This window comes from Acinetobacter pullicarnis, assembly GCF_006352475.1.
In the GTDB taxonomy this organism is placed as follows: domain Bacteria; phylum Pseudomonadota; class Gammaproteobacteria; order Pseudomonadales; family Moraxellaceae; genus Acinetobacter; species Acinetobacter pullicarnis.
The window spans coordinates 2838460-2862835 of sequence record NZ_VCMZ01000001.1 but is presented as its reverse complement, the minus strand read 5'-3'; the positions used below and the strand labels follow the sequence as shown (position 1 = coordinate 2862835).

The following is a 24376-nucleotide window of genomic DNA, read 5'->3' as shown; positions in this document are numbered from 1 at the left end:
CCTAGTGTTCAAGATTTAAAATGATGTGCAAATAAACTGCTAAGTTCAGGAATAAAGTGCGGTGGCATATCATGTCCCATGCCTTCAATTAATTCAAACTTAGCACCAGGAATCGCTTTTGCAACGGCCCGACCATGACTTGGCGGGAGTAAGCGGTCGCGAGCGCCATGTACCACTAAAGTGGTCGCATGAATCGTTTTGTCTAACTTCAACAATGAACCGCTACATAATATGGCTAAAAAGTGTTGAAGTACACCCGCAGGGTAGTAACTTCTGCGATATAGTTTGCGTGCTGTTTGTATTGTATCGACTTGATTAACATAGCCAGGCGAACCAATGATATTAAATACTTTTAAAGAGTGATTCACAATAGCATTTTCATCGCGAGATGTTGGTTTAGCCAATAGCCCAGCAAGCTGTTTGGGGAAGGGAGGCATCAGAAAAGGTTGATTGTTACTGGTGAAAAGTAATCCTAGCTTTCCAATCTTATCTGGATGCTTCGCTGCCAAAATCTGTGCAATCATGCCGCCCATAGAGGCACCAAGAATATGGGGTTTGTCCAAGCCTAAGCGATCAATCAGCAGGACGGTATCTTCCGCCATGTCAAACAGCGTATAGGCTGCTCCCTGATTTTTTAGACCCAAACTAAAACGGCCCATCAGCTTATAGGTATTGAGACGCTGAGTATGCTCACGGACTTTGGAGGAGAGACCAATATCGCGATTATCAAAACGAATAACTCGAAAGCCTTGATCAATCAGCATCTTACAAAAGAAATCAGGCCAGAATAACAACTGAGCACCTAAGCCCATAATCAACAGAATGCAGGGATCCTCAGGCTTGCCACCAATTTCAACATGCAGTTGAATCCCATTGCCTAAATCAACTTTGGTTTCTTGCATAAAGTGGGTATAAGGCGAAGCATGAAATTGTAATATGCTATTCATTTTGATCATCCTGAAAAAAGGATCTTTACCAAGAACATCCCCATAAAGTCACGCTTAAACCGCAATGGGGATTAAATCGGGTACCAATTTGGTTAAGACTAAGCGTTGTTTTGCTGCGGTTGCACCCAGCAGTACAAAGCCTCTTAGCGTACCATCTGTGTCAATGGCTTTGGACAGCATACCATCTTCAAAGCTTTCCGTTTCCCAAGTAACATCCACATGGGGAGGTACAGGTAGAATCGTTAATGGGGCAGCTGGGGTTTTCACAGCCACTGGCATTGCAGGATAGTGTACTGCAGTTTGCTCGCCATTTAAGGTTTTTGCCAAAGCCCGTGCTTGTTGCATCAGCGGCATAACATAAGGCAGTAACATACCGTGTACTTCGGCACAATCTCCGAGTGCATACACATCCGGCTGATTGGTCTCAAGCAATGGATTGGTTAAAATACCACGGCTCACTTCAATATTTGCGCTTTGTGTTAGGCTGAGATCAGGTTGCAGACCAATGGCAGAGAGCACAATGTCTGCGGTTAGGCTGTCGCCATTGGCTAAGCGAATTTGGTAGCCATCTTGACCTTGTTGGTTAATCTGCGCAACAGTGGTATTTAAAATAAATTGAATGCCTGTTTTTTCAAGACCTAGTTTAAAGGCATTGGCCACATGTTCTGGCAATAAACGACCTAAGGGTTGCGCTGCAAAGTCAATTAGAGTGACTTGGTGAGCGGTATTTTGTAGGTCATTGGCAAATTCACAGCCGATCAAACCGGCACCTAAAATTACCACACGTTTTTTATCGCTACGACTCAAGGTTTCGCGAAAGGTACGATAGTCATTGAGTGAGTTCACCACATGAATATCATCACGACCATTACCGTCAATTGGCAAACGAATTGGATTTGCGCCAACGGCTAAAATCAGTTTTGAATAATGCAGGCTTTGTTGTTGCTGGTCTTTAGAGAGAATAAGTTGATGTTCTTCGACTTTAATTTGTTCAACGCGCGTATGTGTTTCAATGCGCATGTTCAGTTGCAAACGCATTTTTTCTGCATCCGCTAAAGCGATTTGATCGGGATGCTTATTGCCAACCAGCGCATTGGAGAGGGTGGGTTTGGCATAATTAACCGCATCATCAGCACTAATCATAATTAATGCTTGCTCAGGATTGAGTTTACGAAATTCACGTGCGAGAGTGTATCCCGCCATGCCTGAGCCAACAATAATGATCGGTTGCATAATTTTCTCCAATTATTTGATCAATGTTCTATTGCTTAAGTCCATAAAAAAAGACCATGTCAACATGGCCTTTTTGGGATTAGATTTCTACCATTTCAAAATCTGCTTTTGACACGCCACAATCAGGGCAAGTCCAATCCTCTGGGATATCTTCCCATAACGTGCCTGCAACGATGCCATCTAATGGCCAACCTTCAGCTTCGTCATAAATCCAACCACAAACGATGCACTGATACTTCTTCATTTGACTCTCCAAAATCTGACAGGTGGGGCTGATGTTGTCAGACAGAATTCATTATTTTGCATGATATTCACATGAATTGCTGAATTTTGTTGTGCCGTTCAATTGGGTGCAACACAGCCTATTCATATTGATTGAAATTGTTACGCAGTTCGAATAGCAATGTAAAGCGAAAAAAGGAGTTTAACGTATTGAATTAGAAGCTGAATGGCCAGATTGATCAAAACCCATGTTGATTGGGCAAATGACCAGATTATTTTAAATAAATAGCATCTGTTTTCGCCTCGCGGATTAATTCGCACATGCATATTCAACCGGTTGACTCACCTGAAAAGCGGTTGGGCGACCATCGATATTATTGGAAAAGAATTTGACTCGTTGAAGATCTGTTGATAGGCGTTTTAAAAATTCTTGATCAGCAATGTTAGGGCTAATGCGATACGCTTGATAATCACCTTCAGCGGTGACAGTCAGATTTAGCGTGAGTAGGACTTTACGCTGGTTTTGATTAATCAAGGGAGAAGCTAATTCGCCATCAGCGATAGTCGCTTTACACAATTGTAAGATGTAGGCTTTCGTACTTTTAAAATTTGGCATACGTTTATAGCCGATTCTATTGACGAAGTGAATGTTGATATAGAAACGATCTGTATGCTGCAAAGGCCAGATCGTTTTTTTTTCGGTTTCGGTTGTCGTTTTTAGCGTTAATAACAGCTTATGTTGCGCCACGAGTTGATCATAGCGTATGGTTTTGGCGAGATTAATGGCGCGCTGATTGAGTTGTTCAGACTGAGTGTTGGGATTCAATAGTTTAACTCGAACCTGTGAGGTCTGCGGATCAGGTTGCAGTTCAAACTTCCAAATATAGTCTTGAGTCACTAAATTGGTTGACTCAACAATTCGATTTAATTGATAGATTGGGGATGGATCTTGAGCTGAATTTGCCATGTTTTCTGCAGCAACAGCAGAATATGAAAGACAGAGGATTGCTGTCAAAAATAGGGCTTTGCACATTTTGAAATAGAAATTATTAAACATATTCATTCTTGTAGCTGGCTAAAGTGTTTAAAGGCATACGCATTATTGGCTGAGTCTGCTATGCTATACAACTTCTTTTTTAACTGACTACCGAGGCTGAAATGACGCAACATAACGCTCAATCGACTTCTGAACAACCTATTTCCGAAAACGATTTAATTGCACAGCGTCATGCCAAGCTTAAACAAATACAAGAACAAGCAACTGAAAAGGGCGTCAGTCCTTGGCCAAACCATTTTAAACGCAAGCATTATGCAGAAGATTTACAAACTCAATTTGCAGAACAAACCAAGGCGCAAATTGATGAAGCAGAACATGTTTATGTTGCCGTTGCTGGCCGTGTAATGCTCAATCGCGGTTCATTTGTGGTGATTCAAGACATGACTGGACGTATTCAGCTCTATGTTGACCGCAAAGGACTGCCTGCTGATGTTCTCGCAAGCATTAAATCTTTGGATCTGGGCGATATTATTGCCATTCAAGGTTATATCAGTCGTTCAGGCAAAGGCGACTTGTATGTGCATATTCAAGAATTTGAATTATTGACCAAATCATTACGCCCATTACCAGATAAATTCCACGGTTTAAACGACACCGAAGTTCGCTATCGTCAGCGTTATTTAGATTTAATCGTGAATGATGAATCGCGCAAAGCTTTTGAAATTCGTGCCAAAGTTGTTTCTGGTATCCGTAATTACTTGAGCAATGAACGCTTTATGGAAGTTGAAACCCCAATGATGCATGTCATTCCGGGGGGGGCTTCAGCGCGTCCATTTGAAACGCATCATAATGCCTTAGATATGACATTATATTTGCGTATTGCGCCTGAGCTGTATTTGAAGCGCTTGGTGATTGGTGGTTTTGAACGAGTATTTGAAATCAACCGCAGCTTCCGTAATGAAGGGGTATCTACCCGTCATAACCCAGAATTCACCATGATTGAGTTCTATCAAGCCTATGCGGATTACAAAGATTTAATGGCTTTGACTGAAAAAATGTTAGAGAAACTCGCCGTTGATATCTTGGGCTCAACCGATGTGCCTTATCAAGGTGAAGTGTTTAGTTTTAAAGGCCCGTTCAAGAAAATTTCAATGTTCGATTCGATCTTGGAAAACAATCCAAGTTTGACTGCTGAAAATGTTGCGGATCGTGAGTTCTTGGCCAAGTTTGCCAAAGAAACTTTAAAACAAGAGGTGAAACCAGGCTTTGGCTTAGGTCGTTTACAAACCATCGTATTTGAAGAAACGGTTGAAACACAATTACGTCAACCGACATTCATTACGGAGTATCCGGCAGAAACATCACCATTGGCACGCCGTAACGATGATAATCCGCATATTACAGATCGTTTTGAGTTTTTCATTGGTGGTCGTGAATTGGCAAATGGTTTCTCTGAGTTAAATGATCCGATTGATCAAGCAGAGCGTTTCCAAGCACAAGTGGCTGAGAAAGATGCAGGCGATGATGAAGCAATGCATTATGATGCTGATTATGTTGAAGCGCTAGAATATGGTCTTCCACCAACAGCAGGTGAGGGGATCGGTATTGACCGTCTCGTCATGTTATTTGCAGATGCTGCGAGTATTCGTGATGTAATTTTATTCCCACATATGCGTCCAAAAGAAATCTAAGTGGTTCAAATATCTAAAAATGGCCTCTTTTGAGGTCATTTTTTATATTTAATTAAATACATATGTTTTTTATTTAGTAAATACCAACAGCACTGTTAGTTGTATTAATTGTTAAAATATAAAATATATTCGTTTCTATGTTGAATAAAATTGTTAAAAAAACTATCGTGGTGCAGATAAATATGTTTGAGAATTAAATAAGCAATGTTTTTTAAAAAATCACTCTGCGCCACCCTGTTGGCGACTGTGGCTTTACCGGTTTTTGCTCAGGGTTTAGTCCTCAATGATAATAATTTACGCACTGATTTAAATTGGTTAAATCAACAAGGTGTGATTCAGATTAGTACTTCGACTTGGCCTTTGAGTGGTGATGAAATTCAGCGTGCGTTGTCTCAAGCAAAGGTCTCTAATACGACACAGCAGAAAGTGATCGCATCAGTTCAGCAAGCACTCAACAATGACAATGAAATGTTGAAACTCGGTGCTTTTGCGTCGACAGACAAGCAGAATATTCCGCAGAATTTTGCAGACAAAGAAAAAGCCCGTTATGTCGGCTTCTTAGAAGGCAATGCTGGCGGTGAAAGTTGGGATGCAAAATTACGTGTCAATGCTGAAAGTGAGCAGCGTATACACGACGACAGTCATGTCAATTTCGATGGTTCTTATATTGCCGGAAAAGCTTGGAATCAATGGATTATTGCTGGGCAAATACCGACTTGGTGGGGTCCTGGTCATGATGGCAGCTTAATTCGTGGTGATGCCAGCCGTTCAGTTGTAGGCGTAACCATGCAGCGCGCAGAGCAAAAAGCATTTGAAAGCAAATGGCTCTCTTGGGCTGGTCCATGGCAATACCAACTTTATGCTGGTCGCCTCAAGCAATATAATGCGATTCCAGGGGCACAAATTATTGGTATGCGTCTGACTGCACAACCACTTCCATATTTGGAGTTGGGTGCATCACGTGTGATTCAAATGGCCGGAAAAGGTCAGCCACATAGTGGTAAAGCTTATTGGAATGCGATTATAGGAAATGACAACGGCTGTGATACGGCTGAATGTACGGGGGTAAATAACCCAGGTAATCAGTTAGGTGGTTTTGATGCACGTTTAAATTTACAGCCTTTAATCAATGCGCCGGTGAGTCTTTATGGACAAATGATTGGTGAAGATGAGGCGGGTGCACTGCCAGCTAAATATATGTATCAAGCTGGGGTAGACTATTCTTCGAGTTTTAACAATATGCCGTTCCAGTTGTATACCGAATGGTCGGATACTCGAACCAACGGTGAAGTCAGAGGTATTAGTTATACCCATCATATTTATAAAGATGGTTATTATCAGCAAGGTTTTCCGTTAGGGCATGCCATGGGCGGAGACGGACAAATGTATGCGCTTGGCGGTGATATTCGTGTTGATCAAATGAATCGCTTCAATGGTCGTATATTGTATGCAAACGTCAATCAGTCCAATGTGATCGTCAATAAAGCCTTCCCTGAAGAAGATAAGATTAAAGCCTTGGATTTGACTTGGACACACTATCTCAAACCATCCATTCCATTAAAGCTGAATGCTTGGGTGAGTGATTCGGATAAACATGGTAATGACACCGGTGGATCAATTGGAATTGAAATTCCATTGGATAAGCACTTGTTTTAAGCATTTGATGAAGACGTGAAAAGAGCCTAAATAGGCTCTTTTTTATTTGATATTTAAATCAATGTGGGGCTGAGTTATATACAGATTAAGAATATCAATATAATAAAACAAGCAATAACCAACAGGTCTAAATCACTATAATGAATAAATATTTTTACAAGTGTAATAACACGATTATTTGCGTTGGTGCTGTCGATGTCGATTAATGAGGAAAGACTTACTCATCTAAAACAGCTTGAAGCTGAGAGTATTCATATTATCCGTGAAGTAGCTGCAGAATTTGAAAATCCAGTCATGTTATATTCGATTGGTAAAGATTCTGCTGTGATGTTACACCTTGCTTTAAAAGCATTTTATCCTGCAAAACTCCCTTTTCCATTGCTTCATGTCGATACTGGCTGGAAGTTTAAGGAAATGATTGAGTTCCGTGATCAAATGGCCAAAACTCATGGCTTTGATTTGATCGTACATCAAAATAAAGAAGGCCGTGAAGCGGGTATCAATCCCTTTGATCATGGCAGTTCTAAATATACTGACATCATGAAAACCCAAGGTTTAAAGCAAGCCTTAAACAAATATGGCTTTGATGCTGCATTTGGTGGGGCACGCCGTGATGAAGAAAAATCACGTGCTAAAGAACGTGTTTATTCGTTCCGTGATGCACAACATCGTTGGGATCCCAAGAACCAACGTCCTGAGCTTTGGAACTTATATAACGGTAAGGTGAACACTGGGGAAAGTATTCGTGTATTCCCATTGTCAAACTGGACTGAGCTTGATATTTGGCAATATATTTATTTGGAAAATATTCCTTTAGTGCCTTTATATTTTGCCGCTGAGCGCCCAGTGGTTGAGCGCAGTGGCACGTTAATTATGGCCGATGATGCGCGTATGCGTTTCAAAGCAGGTGAAGTTCCACAAATGAAATCGGTACGTTTCCGTACCCTCGGTTGTTATCCATTGACTGGTGCAGTTGAGTCGGAAGCAGCAACTTTACCTGAGATTATTCAAGAGATGCTGTTGGCCACGAGCTCCGAGCGCCAAGGTCGTATGATTGACCATGATGAAGCTGGCTCAATGGAAAAGAAAAAGCAAGAAGGCTATTTCTAGTCTCTAACCATTAACAACGCATTTTTAGTATTTCAGTATTTGTGGAGTTTGAGCAATGTCTCATCAGTCAGACTTAATCGGTCAGGATATTTTGTCCTACCTCAAACAGCATGAGCAAAAAGACTTATTGCGCTTTCTAACCTGCGGTAATGTCGACGATGGTAAAAGTACCCTAATCGGGCGCTTGTTATATGATTCAAAATTAATTTATGAAGATCAATTACAAGCGGTAACCCGTGACAGCAAAAAAGTCGGAACTACAGGCGATGCACCTGATTTGGCTTTGTTGGTTGATGGCTTACAAGCAGAACGTGAGCAAGGGATCACTATTGATGTGGCTTATCGCTATTTTTCAACGGAAAAGCGTAAGTTTATTATTGCCGATACCCCAGGGCATGAACAATATACCCGTAATATGGCGACAGGTGCTTCGACTGCAGACCTCGCAATTATTTTGATTGATGCACGTTATGGCGTACAGACTCAAACCCGTCGCCATACCTTTATCGCCAGCCTACTTGGGATTGAGACCATTGTGGTTGCCATCAATAAAATGGATTTGGTCGAGTTTTCTGAAGCACGCTTTAATGAAATTCAGCAAGAATATGATGCCTTTGTGAGTCAGCTCGGTGAGCGTCGACCAGCTAATATCTTATTTGCACCGATTTCAGCATTGAATGGCGATAACGTAGTTAATCCATCTGCACATACGCCTTGGTATCAAGGTCAGACCTTGATGCAAATTTTGGAAACGGTTGAAATCCGCCGTGATTCGAGTACGCGTCAATTCCGTTTCCCTGTGCAATATGTCAATCGTCCAAACCTCGATTTCCGTGGTTTTGCTGGGACGATTGCTTTGGGCCAAGTTCGTGTAGGTGATGAAATCGTTGCTTTACCATCGGGTAGAACATCGACGGTCAAAGAAATCGTGACCTATGATGGCAACTTAACACATGCCATTGCTGGGCAAGCCGTGACTTTGACCTTAAACGATGAAATTGATATTTCACGTGGCAATATGTTGGTCAAGGTCGGTGAGCAACCGCAGTTATCGCGTCGTGCACGTGCCAGTGTGGTTTGGATGAATGATCATCCATTGGTATTGGGCAAGCTGTATAACATCAAAATTGGTACACAAACGGTACCTGCGAAAGTTTCTGAAATTCACTATCGCGTTAATGTGAATACGCTTGAGCATAGCCAAGTCGATCAACTTGATCTCAATGCAATTGCCTCTGTCACGGTCGAGTTTGACGCACCAGTGATGTTTGATCGTTACCAAGACAGTCGTTACACCGGTTCATTTATCTTTATTGACCGTTTGAGCAACGTGACGGTTGGTGCAGGTATGGTTGATGCCGCTGTGGAATGGACCGCAGATCATAAAAAGATTTCTGCCGAAGATCGTGCTGCGCGTTTAGGCCAAAAACCTGCTGCTGTGCAAATACCAGCTGCATTACTGGAACAGGCACAGGTCTTAGAGAGCATCCTGCTCCAAGAAGGAATTGTTGCCATTGCTAAAGCAGATTTTACGGCTGAGCAAGTGGCCTTACTTCGCGAAACAGGGCTGTTGGTGTTGACCAGTCTCGAACAAGGGACGGATGTCAGCTTTGACAGTACGACACTTGAAACCTTGGTTGAACAGTTAGTGAAATTGGTACGCTTATAATATTTCGCTAAAGTTGAAATAAAAAAACCGACACTGAACCCCATAAGTTGGACACAACTTATGGGGTTTTTATTGTGCGGATAAAATAACGCCAATTCGATTAAATAGTAAGCATTTGATTTAGTTTGATATTTTAAAAAAATGACCTCCTTGTAGAATCTGGCGTTCTATAGGGGGAATTATGAAAAAAATATTATTTTTTATGGGCTTATGCCTTGCGTTAAATGTGGATGCCAAACCAAATAGTGAAAATGACAGCGCAATTAAGAAAACAATTATTGCAGCATCTATTGCAAGCTATCCAGGCAATTGCGCATGCCCATACAATTCGGCTTCAAATGGCAGCCGTTGTGGTAAGCGTAGTGCCTACAACCGAGCTGGGGGACATGCACCGCTTTGTTATCCACAAGATGTCACAGCACAGATGATTAAATCATATAAAGCAAGTCGTTAGAAAAGACCGAGGCAGTGAAGGTCGGTTAATCTTATTGAGTGAGATAGCGATTTGGCGTAGTTCAGATGATGCAAACCGAATGATTAAAACACAAGTAAAGTGAATTTAAATTGACTTGATTCTTTGAGTTGTTATAGCTTGGATGGATAGAGAACAAATTAATAATAACAAGGCTGACGCAGTTGATACTCAAGGATATGATCCAATGAAAATCGCTATTCTACAGGCGCAAAGTCATTCAGGTGATTATGCGGGAAATATCAAGAAACTCTATCAGTATGCAGAACAAGCCAAAGCCAATGGCGCAGCATTGCTAATAAGCCCAGAGATGTTTTTATCAGGCTATGTACTGAAAGAAGCGATGCAGCACATGGCCAAGCACTTTCCTTTGCCACAGTTGCAGCACATGGCACGTGAGTTAGGTATTGCCATGATTATTGGTGGTCCAAGACCAGTCAAACATGGTGTGATGAATAGTGCTTATTTTATTGATGATCATGGCAATTTATTGAATCATTACGATAAAACTCATTTATTTGGTGAGTTAGATCGGCAGCAGTTTGTCAAAGGCGAACGTGCTGTGGTGATAACCGAATATCAACAAATAAAAATTGCCATGCTAATCTGCTATGACGTTGAATTTCCTGAAACAGTACGCGCTGCAGCAGGTGCAGGCGCGCATTTGATTGCAGTCCCAACGGCTCAAATGCAACCCTATAGTTTTGTGAATACTACCCTGATACCGACCCGTGCTTGGGAAAATCAAGTCTATGTTGCTTATGCCAATCAAGTCGGAACCGAAGCTGATTATCACTATGTCGGGCTGAGTTGTGTGGCTTCTCCACAAGGCAAACTTGTGGTGCAGGCTTCGATTTATCAAGAACAACTGCTATTTGCAGATATTTCATCGGTGATGGTAGAAAAGGCGCAGATGTTTAACCCCTATTTGAGCGATATACGCACCGATTTATTTTAAAGCAGCTTGTCGGTATAGGCTTTGGATCTGAAAAAGCAAATTTGGTTGCTCATATCGATCATAAGCATCTTGTTGAAAATGGTCTAAGTTGCGATACTCGTTCACAGTTCAATCATGATTTAAAATAAACAAGGAATGAAAAATGCCACAACACAGCAGCATGCGACAGATCATTATTACTGAGGCGGGTGGTCCAGAAAAACTTGCCATTGAGCAGACTGAAATTCCAACCCCGCAAGCCGATGAGGTCTTGGTCAAAGTACATGCCTTTGGTTTAAATCGTCCAGATATTCTACAGCGTCAAGGCTTATATCCTATGCCAGAAGGGGTTACACCGGTTCCTGGACTAGAAGTTGCTGGTGAAGTTGTGGCGGTGGGCACAGCGGTTGCTTCTTATCGTATTGGGGACAAAGTTTGTGGCTTAACCAATGGCGGTGGTTATGCTGAATATTGTGTGGTGCCTGAAACTCAAGTACTGCCTATTCCAGAGAATGTCAGTTTTGTACAAGCTGCCGCTATTCCAGAAACCTTTTTTACCGTCTGGGCCAACGTATTCCAAATGGGCCGTGCCAAAGCCGGTGAAACGGTATTGGTACATGGTGGAAGCAGTGGCATTGGTACGACTGCACTGATGTTGTGTCAGGCATTCGGAATCAAAACATTTACGACAGTTGGTACCGATGACAAAGTCGCAGCCATTGCTTCTCTGAGCCATGTAATCAACTATAAAACCCAAGATTTTGAAGCAGTTATTCAAAAAGAAACTGAGCAGCAGGGTGTTGATGTCATTTTAGATATGGTGGGAGCGCCGTATTTAGCGGCCAATTTAAATTTGTTGCGTAGAGATGGTCGTTTGGTTTATATCGCTTTCTTAGGCGGTGCAAAAGCCAAAGAGGTGAAATTAGGGCAAATTATGATGAAGCGTCTAACCATTACCGGTTCGACCATGCGCGCACGTAATACCGCTGAAAAAGCATTGATTGCCAAAGAGCTACAGCAACAAGTATTGCCGTTATGGGAAAAAGGCGAATGCTTACCGATGATTTATAAAACTTTTAAGTTTGATCAAATCCAAGATGCGCATATTGCGATGGATATTGGCGATCATGTCGGTAAAATTGTGGTTGAAGTGATCTAATATCGATCCAATTCAACGCGGGCAATGCTCCGCGTTGATGGTTTTTCTGACAAAGCTTGTTTCAGTGACTGAAACAGGCTTTGTCTTTTAAAATCCTTCGAGTACCATCTTCCCAATACTCTGGCCTGTTTCGATCAGGCTATGTGCCTGTTGAATATTTTCGGCATTGATGCGGCCCAAATGTTTGTTCATGGTGGTTTTGATTTTCCCTTCATCCACCAGGGTTGCCACTTTATTTAAAATCACAGCTTGTTCGTGCATATCTGCGGTTTGAAAAACTGAGCGGGTAAACATCGACTCCCAATGAATTGAGACTGATTTTGCCTTAAAGGGCATAATCGAAAAATGTTCTGGATCATCAATTAAACCCACGCGGCCTTGTGGGGCAATCAGTTGTGCGATCTCAGCTAAATGTTGATCGGTACCAGTAATTGAGAAAATATAAGAGGGTAGATCAAGACCAAGTTGCTGCATTTGTGGAACAAGCGGCTGACTATGATCGAGTATCTGATCTGCCCCGATTTGTTGTAACCATTGCGTGGATGTTGGGCGTGAAGCAGTGGCAATCACGGTTAAATCAGTTAAGGCTTTTAACAACTGCACGGCAATGGAACCCACACCACCAGCAGCGCCAATTACCAGAATATTGCGACTTTGACCGGCAACGAGATCTTGAACTTTGAGCCGTTCAAACAACATTTCAAATGCTGTAATTGAAGTCAGTGGCAGTGCCGCAGCTTCTGCATCAGTTAAGGATTGCGGTTTATGTCCAACAATCCGTTCATCAACCAATTGAAATTCAGCATAAGAACCATCGCGGTTTAAGGTTCCAGCATAAAATACCTGATCACCTATCTTAAAGTTTGTTACTTTCTCACCTATAGCAACCACCTGTCCAACAGCATCACGACCCAAGATTTTCCATGCGGTATTGCTTTCAGCTGTGCGTTGGCGGGCTTTGATGTCAATCGGATTGATTGAAATTGCGTTCACGGCAACCAAGAGGTCATGGCCTGTTGCAATTGGTGTTGCTTGTTCGACCATCTTAAAAATATTTGTTTCATCAATAGGATATGGTTTTTGGTAAGCGATGGTTTGCATATTATTGTCCTTAAGGCAATCGTAGTTATCTTCAATGATATTTGACCAATCTGCCTAATTATTTTGGCGATGATCAGCGAAAACGCTGCTCCGATTGTATGCTGTTTCGACCAAGCAATTAAAGGCTCAATCGCAGTGGATAAACCTTAGTTCATTGCGAATTTGCAAGAAATAGCCATGATGAACTAAGTTTTTACAGCACTTTTATGCGACAATTATGTTTTATATTTTCTATTAGGTCGGTCATGCAAGATCAAACCCCTGCAGCATTAAGCAATATTGAAATTTTAGACATCTTACGATCCATGAAAGATGATGTACTCAATGCTGAAGCCAATGACATTATTCGTGAGGGGGGGAAAGCAGGCCGTCAAGAAGCACATAAACAAGCATTGGTTGCATTACAACAAAGCTTTGAATCAAAATTTATTGAAGCAGTTAGCTTGGCGTTGCATTTAAATAGTACGCAAAGCAAAAAGATTCGTTATAAAAAAGACCGTATTCGTATCTTGAAAGCCAAAGGTGTCGATTATATGGCCATTGATGGTGTTGAAACCTCACAAGTTCTTGCACAGGTTGCTCAAGCAATCGAAATTGAAGACGGTGTGGTGACCCATGATTTGCATAACATCTTCCCATTTTGGAAAGAAGGTTGGCCGATGGTGCAGTTTGATAATGCTTATAAAATCCTTGAAGATGATATCAATATTCACTATCAAGCGACTTTAGATGTACTGCTCAAGTTATATGGTGGTTAATTCGTAGCTGCCGATCATCATTCGCACAGCAATAAAAAAAGGCTTTGTTCATCCCAATGGGAGAGCAAAGCCTTTTTAATGTTGAGTTCTAAATGCTTGAGTAGAGTGGAAAAACACCAGAGATAAGAGAGATCGCCAACATCACTAAACAGGTGATAATCGCCCATTTAATCGTAAATTTTTGATGGTCGGCAAATTCAATTCCAGCCAAGCCACAGAGTAAATAGGTTGAGGGAACCAGTGGGGAGAGTAAGTGTACAGGTTGTCCCACAATCGAAGCACGTGCCATTTCAACGGGGCTAACGCCATAATGGGCAGCTGCTTCGGAAAGTACCGGTAATACGCCATAATAGAACGCATCATTCGACATGAAAAAGGTCAGCGGCATACTCATAACAGCTGTAATTGGTGCTAAAAATGGTCCCATACTGTGTGGAATAATGGCAATTAATTCTTTGGACATGGCTTCAACCATGCCTGTACCCGATAAAATGCCTGTAAAAATTCCCGCCGCAAAAATGATTCCGACTACGGCCAAGGCGCTACCAGAGTGATTGGCAATCAGTTGCTTTTGCATGTCTAAATCACGATAGTTAACCACCAGTGCGATACATAAAGCGATCATAAACAGGATTGGGAGCGGTAGCACACCCATGATCAAACAAATCATAAGAACTAGCGTTAAGCTGCCATTAAACCATCTTAAATGTGAACGATTAGCTTCAGGATCTTTAGAGATTTGAATGTCATCCGCATGTTTGATATCGAGTTCTATGATGCCGATACGGTTACGTTCAAACCGACCATACATATAAGCCAAAAAGAATAACCACGCGATTGCAAAAAGCATGGGAATAATCATTGGCACAAAAACTTGGCTAGGATCAACCTTTAAGGCACTGGCAGCCCGTGCCGTTGGCCCGCCCCAAGGGGTGAGATTCATAATTCCACTGCTAAGCATCATCAAGCCAGCCATAATCAGTGGACTCATGCCTAGACGACGATACAGCGGTAGCATCGCTGCAACACAGATCATATACGTGGTTGAGCCATCCCCATCCATCGACACAATTAGCGTGAGGAATACCGTGCCAAGGGTCACTTTAAGTGGATCACCTTTTACTTTTTTTAAGATCCATTTCACAGAGGGGTCAAACAGGCCCGTATCGATCATGATGGCAAAGTAAAGAATGGCGAAGAGTAACATGATGCCCGTTGGCGCGAGTTTCTTGATGCCATCAAGCATCATTTCACCCAAACCGCTGAGTTGAATATGACTTAAACTTTCAAAATAAAAACCAAGCACATAGGCCAAAAGTGCAAATATAATTGGAATTAAAGTCAGTGCAATAAGGGCACTTAAGCGTTTAGACATGATCAGATACATGAAGCAGCAAATCATGCTGATGCCAATAAAGGTCAGCATAGTTCATTCCTTTGAAATATATAATGGTTATTTTCTTTACAACGGATAGTTTAGGTTTTAGACAATCTAGAAAGTTAAAGTAATTAAAAGTAAAACAATTTTGGAAGATGACCTAGATTGTCATTCCTTTCAATAACGAAGAATGCTAGCAATTTGTTTAATTAAACTCAACAATCTAAAAGAAATATTAATTTGGACTTCATTTTTTTAAAAAATAATCTTTAAAATTATTGGTTTATAAGTCATTTTTTTAATGATTGTTTTTGATCATCTTGCAAGATTTAGGTATAAATTGTTCAAAACTACAGCAGACTTAAAACACATTAAAATTAGTTTTTTGAATGACTTAGAGAGCTTTAAATGTTGCTCTTTGCTCAAAGACTAGGCAGGTTTTCTGGTTTAATGAGGCACTAAAAAATCTAGCCGTATCTGCCGTTTATTTCGAATCTAAATGGAAATCATATCGCCTAAGTAGGCGATATGATTATAAATTACTCTTCTTCAGGCTTTTCTTCAGCGAGTTGTTCAAGTAAACGGGTCACCAGCAGTTGATCAATTCGATAGTTATCGACATCGACCACTTCAAATTTATAACCTGCGAAAATGACGGTATCTGCTGGGCGTGGAATTTTACGCAACTGGAACATCATAAAACCAGCTAGCGTTTCATAATTATCGTTGTCTGGCATAGAGTCAATGGCAAGTGCATGCATCATATCTTCAATTGGTGTACTGCCATCAATGAGCCATGAATTGGCATCACGCTGAATAATCTGCTGTTCTTCTTCCATTGGCGTGACCCAGTCACCCATCACAGTAATCATAATGTCAGAGAGGGTGATGACCCCGACCACCAATGCGTATTCATTGATGACAACCGCAAACTTTTCTTTACTAGAACGAAAACGGTCAAGTACTTCAGATAAAGTTAAGGCATCAGGAATAGTGAGTACATTACGAATGGTGGATTCATTTAGCTGATTAAATTTTTGATTATTTAAAATACGAACTAAAATATCTTTGGCATCAATATAGCCGATGACGTTGTCAATATTGTCATTACAAACTAAGAATTTAGAAAATGGGTATTCGGCCAGTTTTTGTCGAATACTTTCTTCAGGCTCATTCAGCGTGAAAAAAACTACATTTTCACGTGGTGTCATACTGGAAGGAACATTACGTTCTTCAAGTTCAAACACATTACCAATGAAATGATGCTCTTGTTTTTGTAGAACACCTGATTGAGCACCAGCATTTACAATGGCAGAGATATCATCAAAGGTTAAGCTGTCATCACGTTTGGTATTGACTTTAAATAATCTAAAAATCGAGTTTGCAATCAGATTGATAATCCACGCCAAAGGCTTGCAAATCTTAATGAAGACCAGAATGGCGTTAACGACTTTAATAGCCAGTTTTTCTGGGAAAATCATGGCCAAACGTTTTGGCATTAAATCGGCAAATAAGATAAATAACGTGGTTACTGTGAGGAATGACAAACTGAAGCCGATGCTGTCTGCCCATTTCCCTTGATAGAACTCAAGGACCAGATTATTAAAGTAGGGACGTAATGAAGATTCACCAACAATACCGCCTAAAATAGCGACGGCATTCACCCCAATTTGTGTGGAAGCGAAAAAGTCCGCAGAGTTTTCCTGCATGATGATGACTTTCGCTGCGCGCTCATCTCCGGCCTCGGCCAGAAGTTTTAATTTTATTTTGCGTGATCCAGCAATGGCGATTTCAGATAAAGATAAGAAAAATGAGCAGAGTACCAAAAAAATAAGCACCATAATGCTTTGAAATATATCCATACCTCACCTGTTATTTATGAAATTCGCTAGCGATCACATTTGTTGAAAATGTAGCAGTTAGATAATCTTGTGTATATTGAATTGGGTTAAACCAAATAAAAAATTATCAAATCATTAAATATATTTTTTATACAGATGCGCATTATGAAAATTATATTTAAAGATCAGCCACAAGTAACTGTGGCTGAAATATTAGCATAATCTTTAACTTAGTAAAAAGTATGTGGTGGTTGAGTAGTGCTGTTATTTAACAAATATGCACGGTTTTCTTCTTCGATAATTTGTCTGGCGACATACAAAATCAATTGGCGCAACCAGCGATGTGCAGGATGATGGTGAAGCAATGGGCACCATGCCATTTTTAATTCAAATTCTGGAATATAAAATGGCGGGTCTTTTAATATCAGGTTTTGATTTTTGGCTTGTAAACGCGCGATACGGCTTGGTAAAGTTGCAATTAAATCAACATTTGCTGCCAACAGGCCAGGCATTTGATAGTGGCGTGTGAAAACAGAAATTTTACGTTTTTGTCCAATACGATCCAAAGCTTGATCAATCCAACCAAGACCGGCTTGTTTTTCTGGGTTTACCCCAAAGCCAACGCCCATACCCGTTTTGGATACCCAAATATGTTGTGCATCTAAATAGCTTTTTAAGTTTAAACCAACAGCAGCTGGGTGTTTGTCATTGAGTAAGCAAGAAAAACTATCACGCCAAACCAAGACTTGATGGAAGCTTTGTGGAATTTCATTAAAGCGGTTAATTGCAAGATCGACTTTACCTTGTTCCATGTCACGATAGGACACATCACTTGGCGTCAGAAAATCGAGAACCACATTGGGTGCTTCAGAGCGTAATGCTTTGACTAAGCGGGGCACCAAGGTTGCTTCTGCATAATCCGAGGTCATAATCCGGAACACGCGGTTGCTGGTATAGGGACGAAATTCGGTGCGCGGCTCTAAAATCATGGAAAGATCAGAAAGGGCATCACGAATACGAGGTTGTAATTCTAAAGCACGTTCGGTCGGCGTCATGCCTTCAGAAGAGCGGATTAGAAGTGGATCATTAAATAAGTTACGTAGACGACGTAAGATATTACTCATTGCAGGTTGGGTAACTCCCAATTGTTCTGCGGCACGGGTAACATTTTTTTCACGTAATAACACATCAAGGTAAATTAAAAGGTTTAGATCGACCCGCTCCAGATTCATAAAATAAATACCGACAATAAACGCATGAAATCACTTTGAATTATGCCATAACTAAAGCACTTTGTGTGAAAGCATCAGGAAAAAACATAGGGAGACCTAAACCACCGTCAATACAAGGATGCAGACCGATGCCGAACATCTTGAGGAATAGCAGAATGCGCATTCATTGCTGTAAATAGCAACAATAAGGTCGATTTCCAAGAAGAAAATAGAGTTTTTAAATTTTTGGTCAATTTTCAGTAAATTTAAATGTAGTGATGATGATTGATTAAATATTAATAGATGGTCTAATTTTAATTTAATTATATTTTTGATTTATATAAAGTTATTTTAATATTGTTGGTTATTTTTACTGAGCTGAAACTGTCTTTTTTTGGCATTGCTTGGGCACTTTTTAGGAGGTTATGCGTATTATAATACGACTTTGATCTATACATTTTTTAAATAAATAGTGAAGATATCGTTACGGCACTGGATTAATTTTCTGCTGCCCACTAAGCTGTGTTCAGAACAACGAAATGATCTAAATCTAAGCAGTTGTTATTGACAAGATTTAGTTCTTTGACTGATGAACTCCTAAACATAGACAGGAACATATCATGACTACTTATCAAACAGCGATTGATGCAATCCGCGAATTAAAAGCAAAATTTGGCAACACTTGGCGCGATATTAGCCCAGAAGATGCTGCGCGTATGCAACTTCAAAATCAATTTAAAACTGGTTTAGACATCGCTAAATATACGGCTGCAATTATGCGTCGTGATATGGCTGAATATGATGCTGACTCAAGCAAATACACCCAATCACTTGGCTGCTGGCACGGTTTTATCGCTCAGCAAAAAATGATTGCGAACAAAAAATATTTCGGTACGACTGATAAACGTTATATCTACCTTTCTGGTTGGATGGTTGCAGCACTTCGTTCAGAATTTGGTCCATTACCTGACCAATCTATGCACGAAAAAACGTCTGTACCTGCATTGATCGAAGAAATCTATACCTTCTTACGTCAGGCTGATGCAAAAGAATTAAATGATTTGTTCCGTGCGCTTAAAAAAGCGAACGAAGCAGGTGATACTGCTCAAGCAGCTGAAATCACAAATCAAATTGATAACTTCCAAACTCACGTTGTGCCAATTATTGCGGACATCGATGCTGGTTTTGGTAACGACGAAGCGACTTACTTACTTGCACGTAAAATGATTGAAGCAGGTGCTTGCGCACTTCAAATCGAAAACCAAGTATCTGACGCGAAACAATGTGGTCACCAAGCTGGTAAAGTAACTGTTCCACATGAAGACTTTATCTCTAAGATTCACGCACTTCGTTATGCATTCTTAGAAATGGGCGTTGATGACGGTATTATCGTTGCACGTACTGACTCTGAAGGCGCTGACTTAACGCAAAAAATCCCAGTAGTTAAAGAGCCAGGTGATATCGCTTCTCAATATATCAGCTACTTAGAAACGACTGAAATTGATATTGCTGATGCTCAAGAAGATGAAATATTGATCAAACGTGATGGTAAATTACATCGTCCTAAGCGTTTAGCTTCTGGTTTGTATCAGTTCCGCGCGAACACTCAAATTGACCGTGTTGTTCTTGACTGCGTATCTAGCTTACAGAATGGTGCTGACTTACTTTGGATCGAAACTGCGACGCCAAACGTAGATGAAATTGCACACATGGTTAACCGTGTAAAAGAATCAGTTCCAAATGCGAAGCTTGTGTATAACAACAGCCCATCATTCAACTGGACGCTTAACTTCCGTCAACAAGCTTATGATCGCTATGTTGCTGAAGGTAAAGATGTTTCTGCTTATGACCGTGCTAAGTTAATGAGCGCTGAGTATGACGAAACTGAATTAGCAAAAGATGCTGATGAGAAAGTTCGTACATTCCAAGCAGATGCTGCACGTGAAGCGGGTGTGTTCCATCACTTGATTACACTTCCGACTTACCACACTGCTGCGCTTTCTACGCATGAACTTGCGAAAGGTTACTTCGGTGATCAAGGTATGCTTGCTTATGTTGCTGGCGTACAACGTAAAGAAATCCGTGAAGGGATCGCTTGTGTTAAACACCAAGCAATGGCAGGTTCGGATATCGGTGATGATCACAAAGAAATCTTTGCTGGTGACAACGCGCTTAAAGCAGGCGATGATGCTAAAAATACAATGAACCAATTTGGTGGTTAATTCCCCAACTGATTCAACACTGGTTTATCGCTAGTGTGTATAAATAACCCGCTCATTTGAGCGGGTTATTTGCTTTGTGGGTTGGCAGCGAACTAAATTCATTTCAAGAAATTGATTTGAATCTGTTCATTTAAATATTGATGTTAGTTCAGTTGTTTTTTCAAGACATACAGCTCAGCACTTGGGCCTGTAATTTTATTGCCATCAATATCAAGTGCAAACAGTTGATTCTCCGCAACAAAATATTTACGTGCATCACCCGCCTTATCTAAAGTAATGATCTGACCTTGCTTATCAAAATTAAATTTACCTTGAGAGACGATTGGCTTATTGGCATCTTTAGCACCAAGGTATTTTTCTGAAATTACATAACCTTGATCAGGTGCAAGCGTGATGATGGTTTCAATTCCCTCACAGTCTGCGCAAGGTAGGATTGCTTTATATTGACCATCCCAATCCAGACTGGTCTGCGCATTATCGCCAGTTGCAATATTCTCTGATATTTCGGTTGTTTGACTAATCGCGATTGCTTCGCTGCTCACAATTTCTGAAGCCGGTGTTTCTGCTGTTGCGGCAGGGGCGGATTGATTGGATTTAGAACATGCAATAAGTGCAAGACTGCTCAAGGAAATAGCCAGTAGTGTTTTTTTCATGCGTTTTGCTCCACAAGTACGTTTTTATAAGTTGACTACGATAGCAACTTTTAACATAAGTTTTGATTGAGTTAGGTGAATAAATGCTTAATAAGCAATCTTTTAAGTTTACATACTTTTGAATTTAGTCATGGAAGGTTGTTTATTGGGTTTAAGAATGAATGGGGAAATAAGTAGAAAAGGGCGCATGATATAAAGCCGGATGATCTTATATCATGCTGAATAGGGCTTAGCCTTGTCTTGCTTTAAAGCGTGGATTGGATTTGCAGATGACATAAAGTTTGCCACGACGTTTTACAATCTGACAGTCACCACGTAGTTTTGCACTTTTAAGAGAGGAAACAACTTTCATTGAAATTTACACCTAATTGTAATGTTATAGTATTACATATTTAGTGCAATCAAGAAAACAAGAATATCGATTTTATTTAAGTTAATAACGATTGAATAGGGGAGAACATCAAGGGAGTGAAGCATAAACGTAGATTTGCTCTAGCGTAGCAAACGATAGAGCAAATACGGGGGGAATTATGGCTGTGATTTTGGTTTTAAGCTTTGGGTAAAGCCATTGATATCACCACCTTGAATACCAAGCTCATTCATTAAGCTATCAATCAATGGGGCTTGTGAGCGATAGCGAAGTGCACTGTTCACGACTTGATCAGACAAGGCGACTTGACCTTGCTCGCCACCTTCACCAGCAGCGACCATACCGCTATGTCCACCAAGTCCATTGACTTGGAGAATTTTAATATCATCAATATTCTCCATTGGCTTGACACTTTCACGGATAATTTCTGGCAAATATTTAATCAATGCTAAGCGAATCTGCATTTCAACTTGTTCAGAAGACAACAGGTTATTTGCTTCATTGACTGCACGTGTCCCTTCAGCATCAACCTGATATTGTTTTTCTTGTGCTTGTGCAAGCAGAATTTTGGCATCAGCCTCACCACGCGCTTTTAGGCGCACTTTTTCAGCTTCAGCTTCTGCATTAATACGAATGGCATCGGCTTCATCAACAGCCGCTTTTTTACCAGCTTCAGCAGCAACAGTGATCGCAATTGCATCTTTTTCAGCGGCTTGTTTTGCTGCAACCAAATCAACTGCTTTGGCACGTTCAGCGCGTTGTGTTTCACGTACTGTAAGTACTTCTTCTTCGGCTTTTACTGCTTGGGCACGTGCTTGATCTGCCAAGGCTTTGGCTTCAGATTCAGCACGTGATTTTTCAGCAATCGCAATCGCACGATCTTGCTCAGCCAATTCAATGGTTTTCTTTTGTTCAACTTGGGCTTTTTGAATTAACTGCGCTTTGAGAATGTTTTCATTTTCAACATCACGTGCAGAACCAATACGTTTCAGTTCGACTTCACGTTCGGCTGCAATTTGAGCTTCTTCTGCTTCACGTTTTTTGGCTGCTTCTTGAGAAGCAATTTCTGAAAGTTGTTCAGCACGACGGATAGAGATTTCACGTTCTTGCTGGAGTTTGGCGTACTCTTCTTCACGTAGAATTTGTAGACGTGCTTGTTCTGTTTGCAAGTTTTTTGTTTTAATTGCTAAATCAGCATCTTGTTCAATATCGTTACGTTTTTTGCGGCGATCTTCGATGGTCTCTGTCAGTTTGGTTAAGCCTTCAGCATCAAACGCATTTTGCGGATTAAAATATTCAAAACCCGTTTGATCGAGGCCTGTTAATGATACGGTTTCAAGCTCTAAACCATTTTTAAACAAATCTTCAGATACAACTTGTTGAACTTTTTGAACGAAATCAACGCGTTTCTCATGTAGTTCTTCCATTGCCATCTCAGCAGCAACTGAACGCAGTGAATCGACAAATTTCCCTTCAACCAAATCTTTAAGCTCTTGGGGTGACATGGTCTTTTGACCAAGTGTTTGTGCGGCAGTCGCGATTGATTCAGCTGTTGGTTTAACCCGAACATAGAACTCAGCCATCACATCAACGCGCATGCGGTCACGCGTAATCAGCGCTTGATCTGCGGCACGTTTTACCTCTAAACGTAAGGTATTCATATTGACCGGAATAACTTCATGTAAAACAGGTAGAACGATTGCACCACCACCAAGAATGACTTTTTCGCCACCAAAACCGGTACGAACAAAAGAAACCTCTTTGCTTGAACGCTTATAAAGTCGGGCAACAATGACCCCAATAATAACCAATGCAGTTAAAATAATTCCTGCAAAGACAATAATTTGATAAAAGGATTCACTCATCATCGTTATCTCTTGTTTGATTTAAATAGAATGTGTAATGGCTTTAAAACCATTTTTGGTTTGTTGGGTCAAAATCACTTCTTGTCCCAGTGAGAAAGTTGTATCAATTTCGGGTTCAACTAAAATATAGTGGATTTGGCCAAATTGATCTTTTACTTTGGCTTGTGCTGGGTAGTCCTGTTTGGCTTCACCCAATATAATCAAGGCTGTACGGCCAATTAGCGCTTCACTATAAATCGCAGTAGTTTCATCTTTAGGTAAAATCCGAGAAATAATTGCTGCGGAGAGACGTACCAGAGGCATGCATGCAATCAAACAAGCAGGCGCGATTAACCACAATGGCAAATAAAATTGAGTAAAATTGAAAAAAATAATTTGCGTGATAAAACCAGTGAGTGAATAAACTGTTAAAAATATCACCAGCCAAACCAACATTGGAATGCGACCCAAATAAAGCCAATCTAGAAAGGTCAAAAATAAATTACTCCCTTCTAGGTCTGCTTCAACTCCTTGTATTTCATGTAGTTGATCTGGAACAAATTGCTCCATCAAGCCTTGTGAACTTGAACCGATCAAGAGCAGTAAGCATTCGATCAATCCGAATAAAAGCATTAAGCTTAGGCTGATACTAAAAATAAGGTTGGATGGTTCAAGAAATAATTCCCACAACATCATAAGTACTCGACCAAATGGTTATCGATTAAAAAATAATAATTAGTTAAAAATAATAAATACGAGATTAATTTAAATAGAGGTGAGTTCAACAAGAAATTATCGCATAAAGTTTAATGATTGTACCTTTTTTATGCAAATTTTTAAATATTTAGATGTTAAAAATCAATTGGTTAAGTTGACTGTATTTTATGCGATATCGAAGGAGAATA

The 24376-nt window shown here is 40.6% G+C and carries 21 protein-coding genes; 9 read left to right on the top strand and 12 right to left on the bottom strand.

Translation table 11 applies throughout. The annotated features are described in order from the left end of the window. Positions 1-8: 8 nt before the first annotated feature. The 4 genes from FD716_RS12670 to FD716_RS12655 all read right to left on the bottom strand — a co-directional run bounded on the left by FD716_RS12670 (position 9) and on the right by FD716_RS12655 (position 3369). Positions 9-947 (bottom strand): alpha/beta fold hydrolase, encoded by a 939-nt coding sequence (locus tag FD716_RS12670; protein WP_139852675.1) that lies wholly within the window; start codon positions 945-947, stop codon positions 9-11. 54 nt (positions 948-1001) lie between these two features. Then, a complete protein-coding gene (locus FD716_RS12665) occupies positions 1002-2180 on the bottom strand; it encodes an NAD(P)/FAD-dependent oxidoreductase (RefSeq protein WP_139852674.1) in 1179 nt (392 codons plus the stop codon). A gap of 79 nt (positions 2181-2259) precedes the next feature. Continuing rightward, complete coding sequence (gene rubA, locus FD716_RS12660; RefSeq protein WP_139852673.1) at positions 2260-2424, bottom strand: rubredoxin RubA; 165 nt, start codon at positions 2422-2424, stop codon at positions 2260-2262. A gap of 288 nt (positions 2425-2712) precedes the next feature. After that, complete coding sequence (locus tag FD716_RS12655) at positions 2713-3369, bottom strand: hypothetical protein (RefSeq protein WP_139852672.1); 657 nt, start codon at positions 3367-3369, stop codon at positions 2713-2715. A 191-nt stretch (positions 3370-3560) separates the two neighbouring features. Between FD716_RS12655 and lysS the strand changes: the two genes are divergently transcribed. From lysS to FD716_RS12620, 7 genes are all read left to right on the top strand, one after another. Continuing rightward, positions 3561-5090 carry a lysine--tRNA ligase gene (gene lysS, locus FD716_RS12650; RefSeq protein WP_139852671.1) on the top strand — a complete coding sequence of 510 codons (1530 nt, stop codon included), beginning with the start codon at positions 3561-3563 and terminating at the stop codon, positions 5088-5090. Positions 5091-5294: 204 nt separating this feature from the next. Then, positions 5295-6746, top strand: coding sequence for a capsule assembly Wzi family protein (locus FD716_RS12645; protein WP_139852670.1), 1452 nt, complete (start codon positions 5295-5297; stop codon positions 6744-6746). 201 nt (positions 6747-6947) lie between these two features. Next, positions 6948-7856: a sulfate adenylyltransferase subunit CysD gene (gene cysD / locus FD716_RS12640; protein ID WP_171477100.1), complete on the top strand. Its 909-nt coding sequence runs from the start codon at positions 6948-6950 to the stop codon at positions 7854-7856. A gap of 55 nt (positions 7857-7911) precedes the next feature. Then, the gene (gene cysN / locus FD716_RS12635) at positions 7912-9525 is read left to right on the top strand and encodes a sulfate adenylyltransferase subunit CysN (protein WP_139852668.1); all 1614 of its coding nucleotides are present in this window, start codon (positions 7912-7914) and stop codon (positions 9523-9525) included. Between the two features lie 181 nt (positions 9526-9706). Further along, positions 9707-9979, top strand: coding sequence for a hypothetical protein (locus FD716_RS12630; protein ID WP_139852667.1), 273 nt, complete (start codon positions 9707-9709; stop codon positions 9977-9979). 205 nt (positions 9980-10184) lie between these two features. After that, positions 10185-10955 carry a carbon-nitrogen hydrolase family protein gene (locus tag FD716_RS12625; protein WP_171477041.1) on the top strand — a complete coding sequence of 257 codons (771 nt, stop codon included), beginning with the start codon at positions 10185-10187 and terminating at the stop codon, positions 10953-10955. A gap of 142 nt (positions 10956-11097) precedes the next feature. Continuing rightward, positions 11098-12093 (top strand): NAD(P)H-quinone oxidoreductase, encoded by a 996-nt coding sequence (locus FD716_RS12620; RefSeq protein ID WP_139852665.1) that lies wholly within the window; start codon positions 11098-11100, stop codon positions 12091-12093. An 87-nt stretch (positions 12094-12180) separates the two neighbouring features. Here FD716_RS12620 and FD716_RS12615 read toward each other — a convergent pair whose 3' ends face one another. Further along, a complete protein-coding gene (locus FD716_RS12615) occupies positions 12181-13194 on the bottom strand; it encodes a zinc-binding alcohol dehydrogenase family protein (protein WP_139852664.1) in 1014 nt (337 codons plus the stop codon). A 245-nt stretch (positions 13195-13439) separates the two neighbouring features. On the opposite strand from FD716_RS12615, the gene FD716_RS12610 reads away from it, so the two are divergent. After that, entirely contained in the window at positions 13440-13952 is a 513-nt protein-coding gene (locus FD716_RS12610; protein WP_139852663.1) for a hypothetical protein, read from the top strand. Positions 13953-14040: 88 nt separating this feature from the next. Here the strand turns inward: FD716_RS12610 and FD716_RS12605 are convergent, their stop codons facing one another. From FD716_RS12605 to FD716_RS12595, 3 genes are all read right to left on the bottom strand, one after another. Beyond that, positions 14041-15378 carry a CitMHS family transporter gene (locus tag FD716_RS12605; RefSeq protein WP_139852662.1) on the bottom strand — a complete coding sequence of 446 codons (1338 nt, stop codon included), beginning with the start codon at positions 15376-15378 and terminating at the stop codon, positions 14041-14043. A 491-nt stretch (positions 15379-15869) separates the two neighbouring features. Further along, complete coding sequence (locus FD716_RS12600; protein ID WP_139852661.1) at positions 15870-17192, bottom strand: hemolysin family protein; 1323 nt, start codon at positions 17190-17192, stop codon at positions 15870-15872. A gap of 209 nt (positions 17193-17401) precedes the next feature. Continuing rightward, entirely contained in the window at positions 17402-18403 is a 1002-nt protein-coding gene (locus FD716_RS12595; RefSeq protein ID WP_139852660.1) for a LysR family transcriptional regulator, read from the bottom strand. Between the two features lie 599 nt (positions 18404-19002). Between FD716_RS12595 and FD716_RS12590 the strand changes: the two genes are divergently transcribed. Next, a complete protein-coding gene (locus tag FD716_RS12590; protein WP_139852659.1) occupies positions 19003-20604 on the top strand; it encodes an isocitrate lyase in 1602 nt (533 codons plus the stop codon). A 143-nt stretch (positions 20605-20747) separates the two neighbouring features. Here the strand turns inward: FD716_RS12590 and FD716_RS12585 are convergent, their stop codons facing one another. The 4 genes from FD716_RS12585 to FD716_RS12570 form a co-directional block, all read right to left on the bottom strand. Then, positions 20748-21257 carry a copper resistance protein NlpE gene (locus FD716_RS12585; protein WP_139852658.1) on the bottom strand — a complete coding sequence of 170 codons (510 nt, stop codon included), beginning with the start codon at positions 21255-21257 and terminating at the stop codon, positions 20748-20750. 229 nt (positions 21258-21486) lie between these two features. Next, the gene (gene ykgO / locus FD716_RS12580; RefSeq protein WP_139852657.1) at positions 21487-21609 is read right to left on the bottom strand and encodes a type B 50S ribosomal protein L36; all 123 of its coding nucleotides are present in this window, start codon (positions 21607-21609) and stop codon (positions 21487-21489) included. A gap of 176 nt (positions 21610-21785) precedes the next feature. Next, on the bottom strand, positions 21786-23495 hold the full coding sequence (locus FD716_RS12575; protein ID WP_139852656.1) for a flotillin family protein: 1710 nt from the start codon (positions 23493-23495) through the stop codon (positions 21786-21788). An 18-nt stretch (positions 23496-23513) separates the two neighbouring features. After that, the gene (locus FD716_RS12570; RefSeq protein ID WP_139853682.1) at positions 23514-24164 is read right to left on the bottom strand and encodes a YqiJ family protein; all 651 of its coding nucleotides are present in this window, start codon (positions 24162-24164) and stop codon (positions 23514-23516) included. Positions 24165-24376 lie beyond the last annotated feature (212 nt).

Excerpts from the sequence above, each read along its gene's own strand:
- FD716_RS12670 (WP_139852675.1), bottom strand. The coding sequence starts at position 947 with ATGAATAGCATATTACAATTTCATGCTTCGCCTTATACCCACTTTATG.
- FD716_RS12665 (WP_139852674.1), bottom strand. The coding sequence starts at position 2,180 with ATGCAACCGATCATTATTGTTGGCTCAGGCATGGCGGGATACACTCTC.
- rubA (WP_139852673.1), bottom strand. The coding sequence starts at position 2,424 with ATGAAGAAGTATCAGTGCATCGTTTGTGGTTGGATTTATGACGAAGCT.
- FD716_RS12655 (WP_139852672.1), bottom strand. The coding sequence starts at position 3,369 with ATGGCAAATTCAGCTCAAGATCCATCCCCAATCTATCAATTAAATCGA.
- lysS (WP_139852671.1), top strand. The coding sequence starts at position 3,561 with ATGACGCAACATAACGCTCAATCGACTTCTGAACAACCTATTTCCGAA.
- FD716_RS12645 (WP_139852670.1), top strand. The coding sequence starts at position 5,295 with ATGTTTTTTAAAAAATCACTCTGCGCCACCCTGTTGGCGACTGTGGCT.
- cysN (WP_139852668.1), top strand. The coding sequence starts at position 7,912 with ATGTCTCATCAGTCAGACTTAATCGGTCAGGATATTTTGTCCTACCTC.
- FD716_RS12630 (WP_139852667.1), top strand. The coding sequence starts at position 9,707 with ATGAAAAAAATATTATTTTTTATGGGCTTATGCCTTGCGTTAAATGTG.
- FD716_RS12625 (WP_171477041.1), top strand. The coding sequence starts at position 10,185 with ATGAAAATCGCTATTCTACAGGCGCAAAGTCATTCAGGTGATTATGCG.
- FD716_RS12620 (WP_139852665.1), top strand. The coding sequence starts at position 11,098 with ATGCCACAACACAGCAGCATGCGACAGATCATTATTACTGAGGCGGGT.
- FD716_RS12615 (WP_139852664.1), bottom strand. The coding sequence starts at position 13,194 with ATGCAAACCATCGCTTACCAAAAACCATATCCTATTGATGAAACAAAT.
- FD716_RS12610 (WP_139852663.1), top strand. The coding sequence starts at position 13,440 with ATGCAAGATCAAACCCCTGCAGCATTAAGCAATATTGAAATTTTAGAC.
- FD716_RS12605 (WP_139852662.1), bottom strand. The coding sequence starts at position 15,378 with ATGCTGACCTTTATTGGCATCAGCATGATTTGCTGCTTCATGTATCTG.
- FD716_RS12600 (WP_139852661.1), bottom strand. The coding sequence starts at position 17,192 with ATGGATATATTTCAAAGCATTATGGTGCTTATTTTTTTGGTACTCTGC.
- FD716_RS12595 (WP_139852660.1), bottom strand. The coding sequence starts at position 18,403 with ATGAATCTGGAGCGGGTCGATCTAAACCTTTTAATTTACCTTGATGTG.
- FD716_RS12590 (WP_139852659.1), top strand. The coding sequence starts at position 19,003 with ATGACTACTTATCAAACAGCGATTGATGCAATCCGCGAATTAAAAGCA.
- FD716_RS12585 (WP_139852658.1), bottom strand. The coding sequence starts at position 21,257 with ATGAAAAAAACACTACTGGCTATTTCCTTGAGCAGTCTTGCACTTATT.
- ykgO (WP_139852657.1), bottom strand. The coding sequence starts at position 21,609 with ATGAAAGTTGTTTCCTCTCTTAAAAGTGCAAAACTACGTGGTGACTGT.
- FD716_RS12575 (WP_139852656.1), bottom strand. The coding sequence starts at position 23,495 with ATGATGAGTGAATCCTTTTATCAAATTATTGTCTTTGCAGGAATTATT.
- FD716_RS12570 (WP_139853682.1), bottom strand. The coding sequence starts at position 24,164 with ATGTTGTGGGAATTATTTCTTGAACCATCCAACCTTATTTTTAGTATC.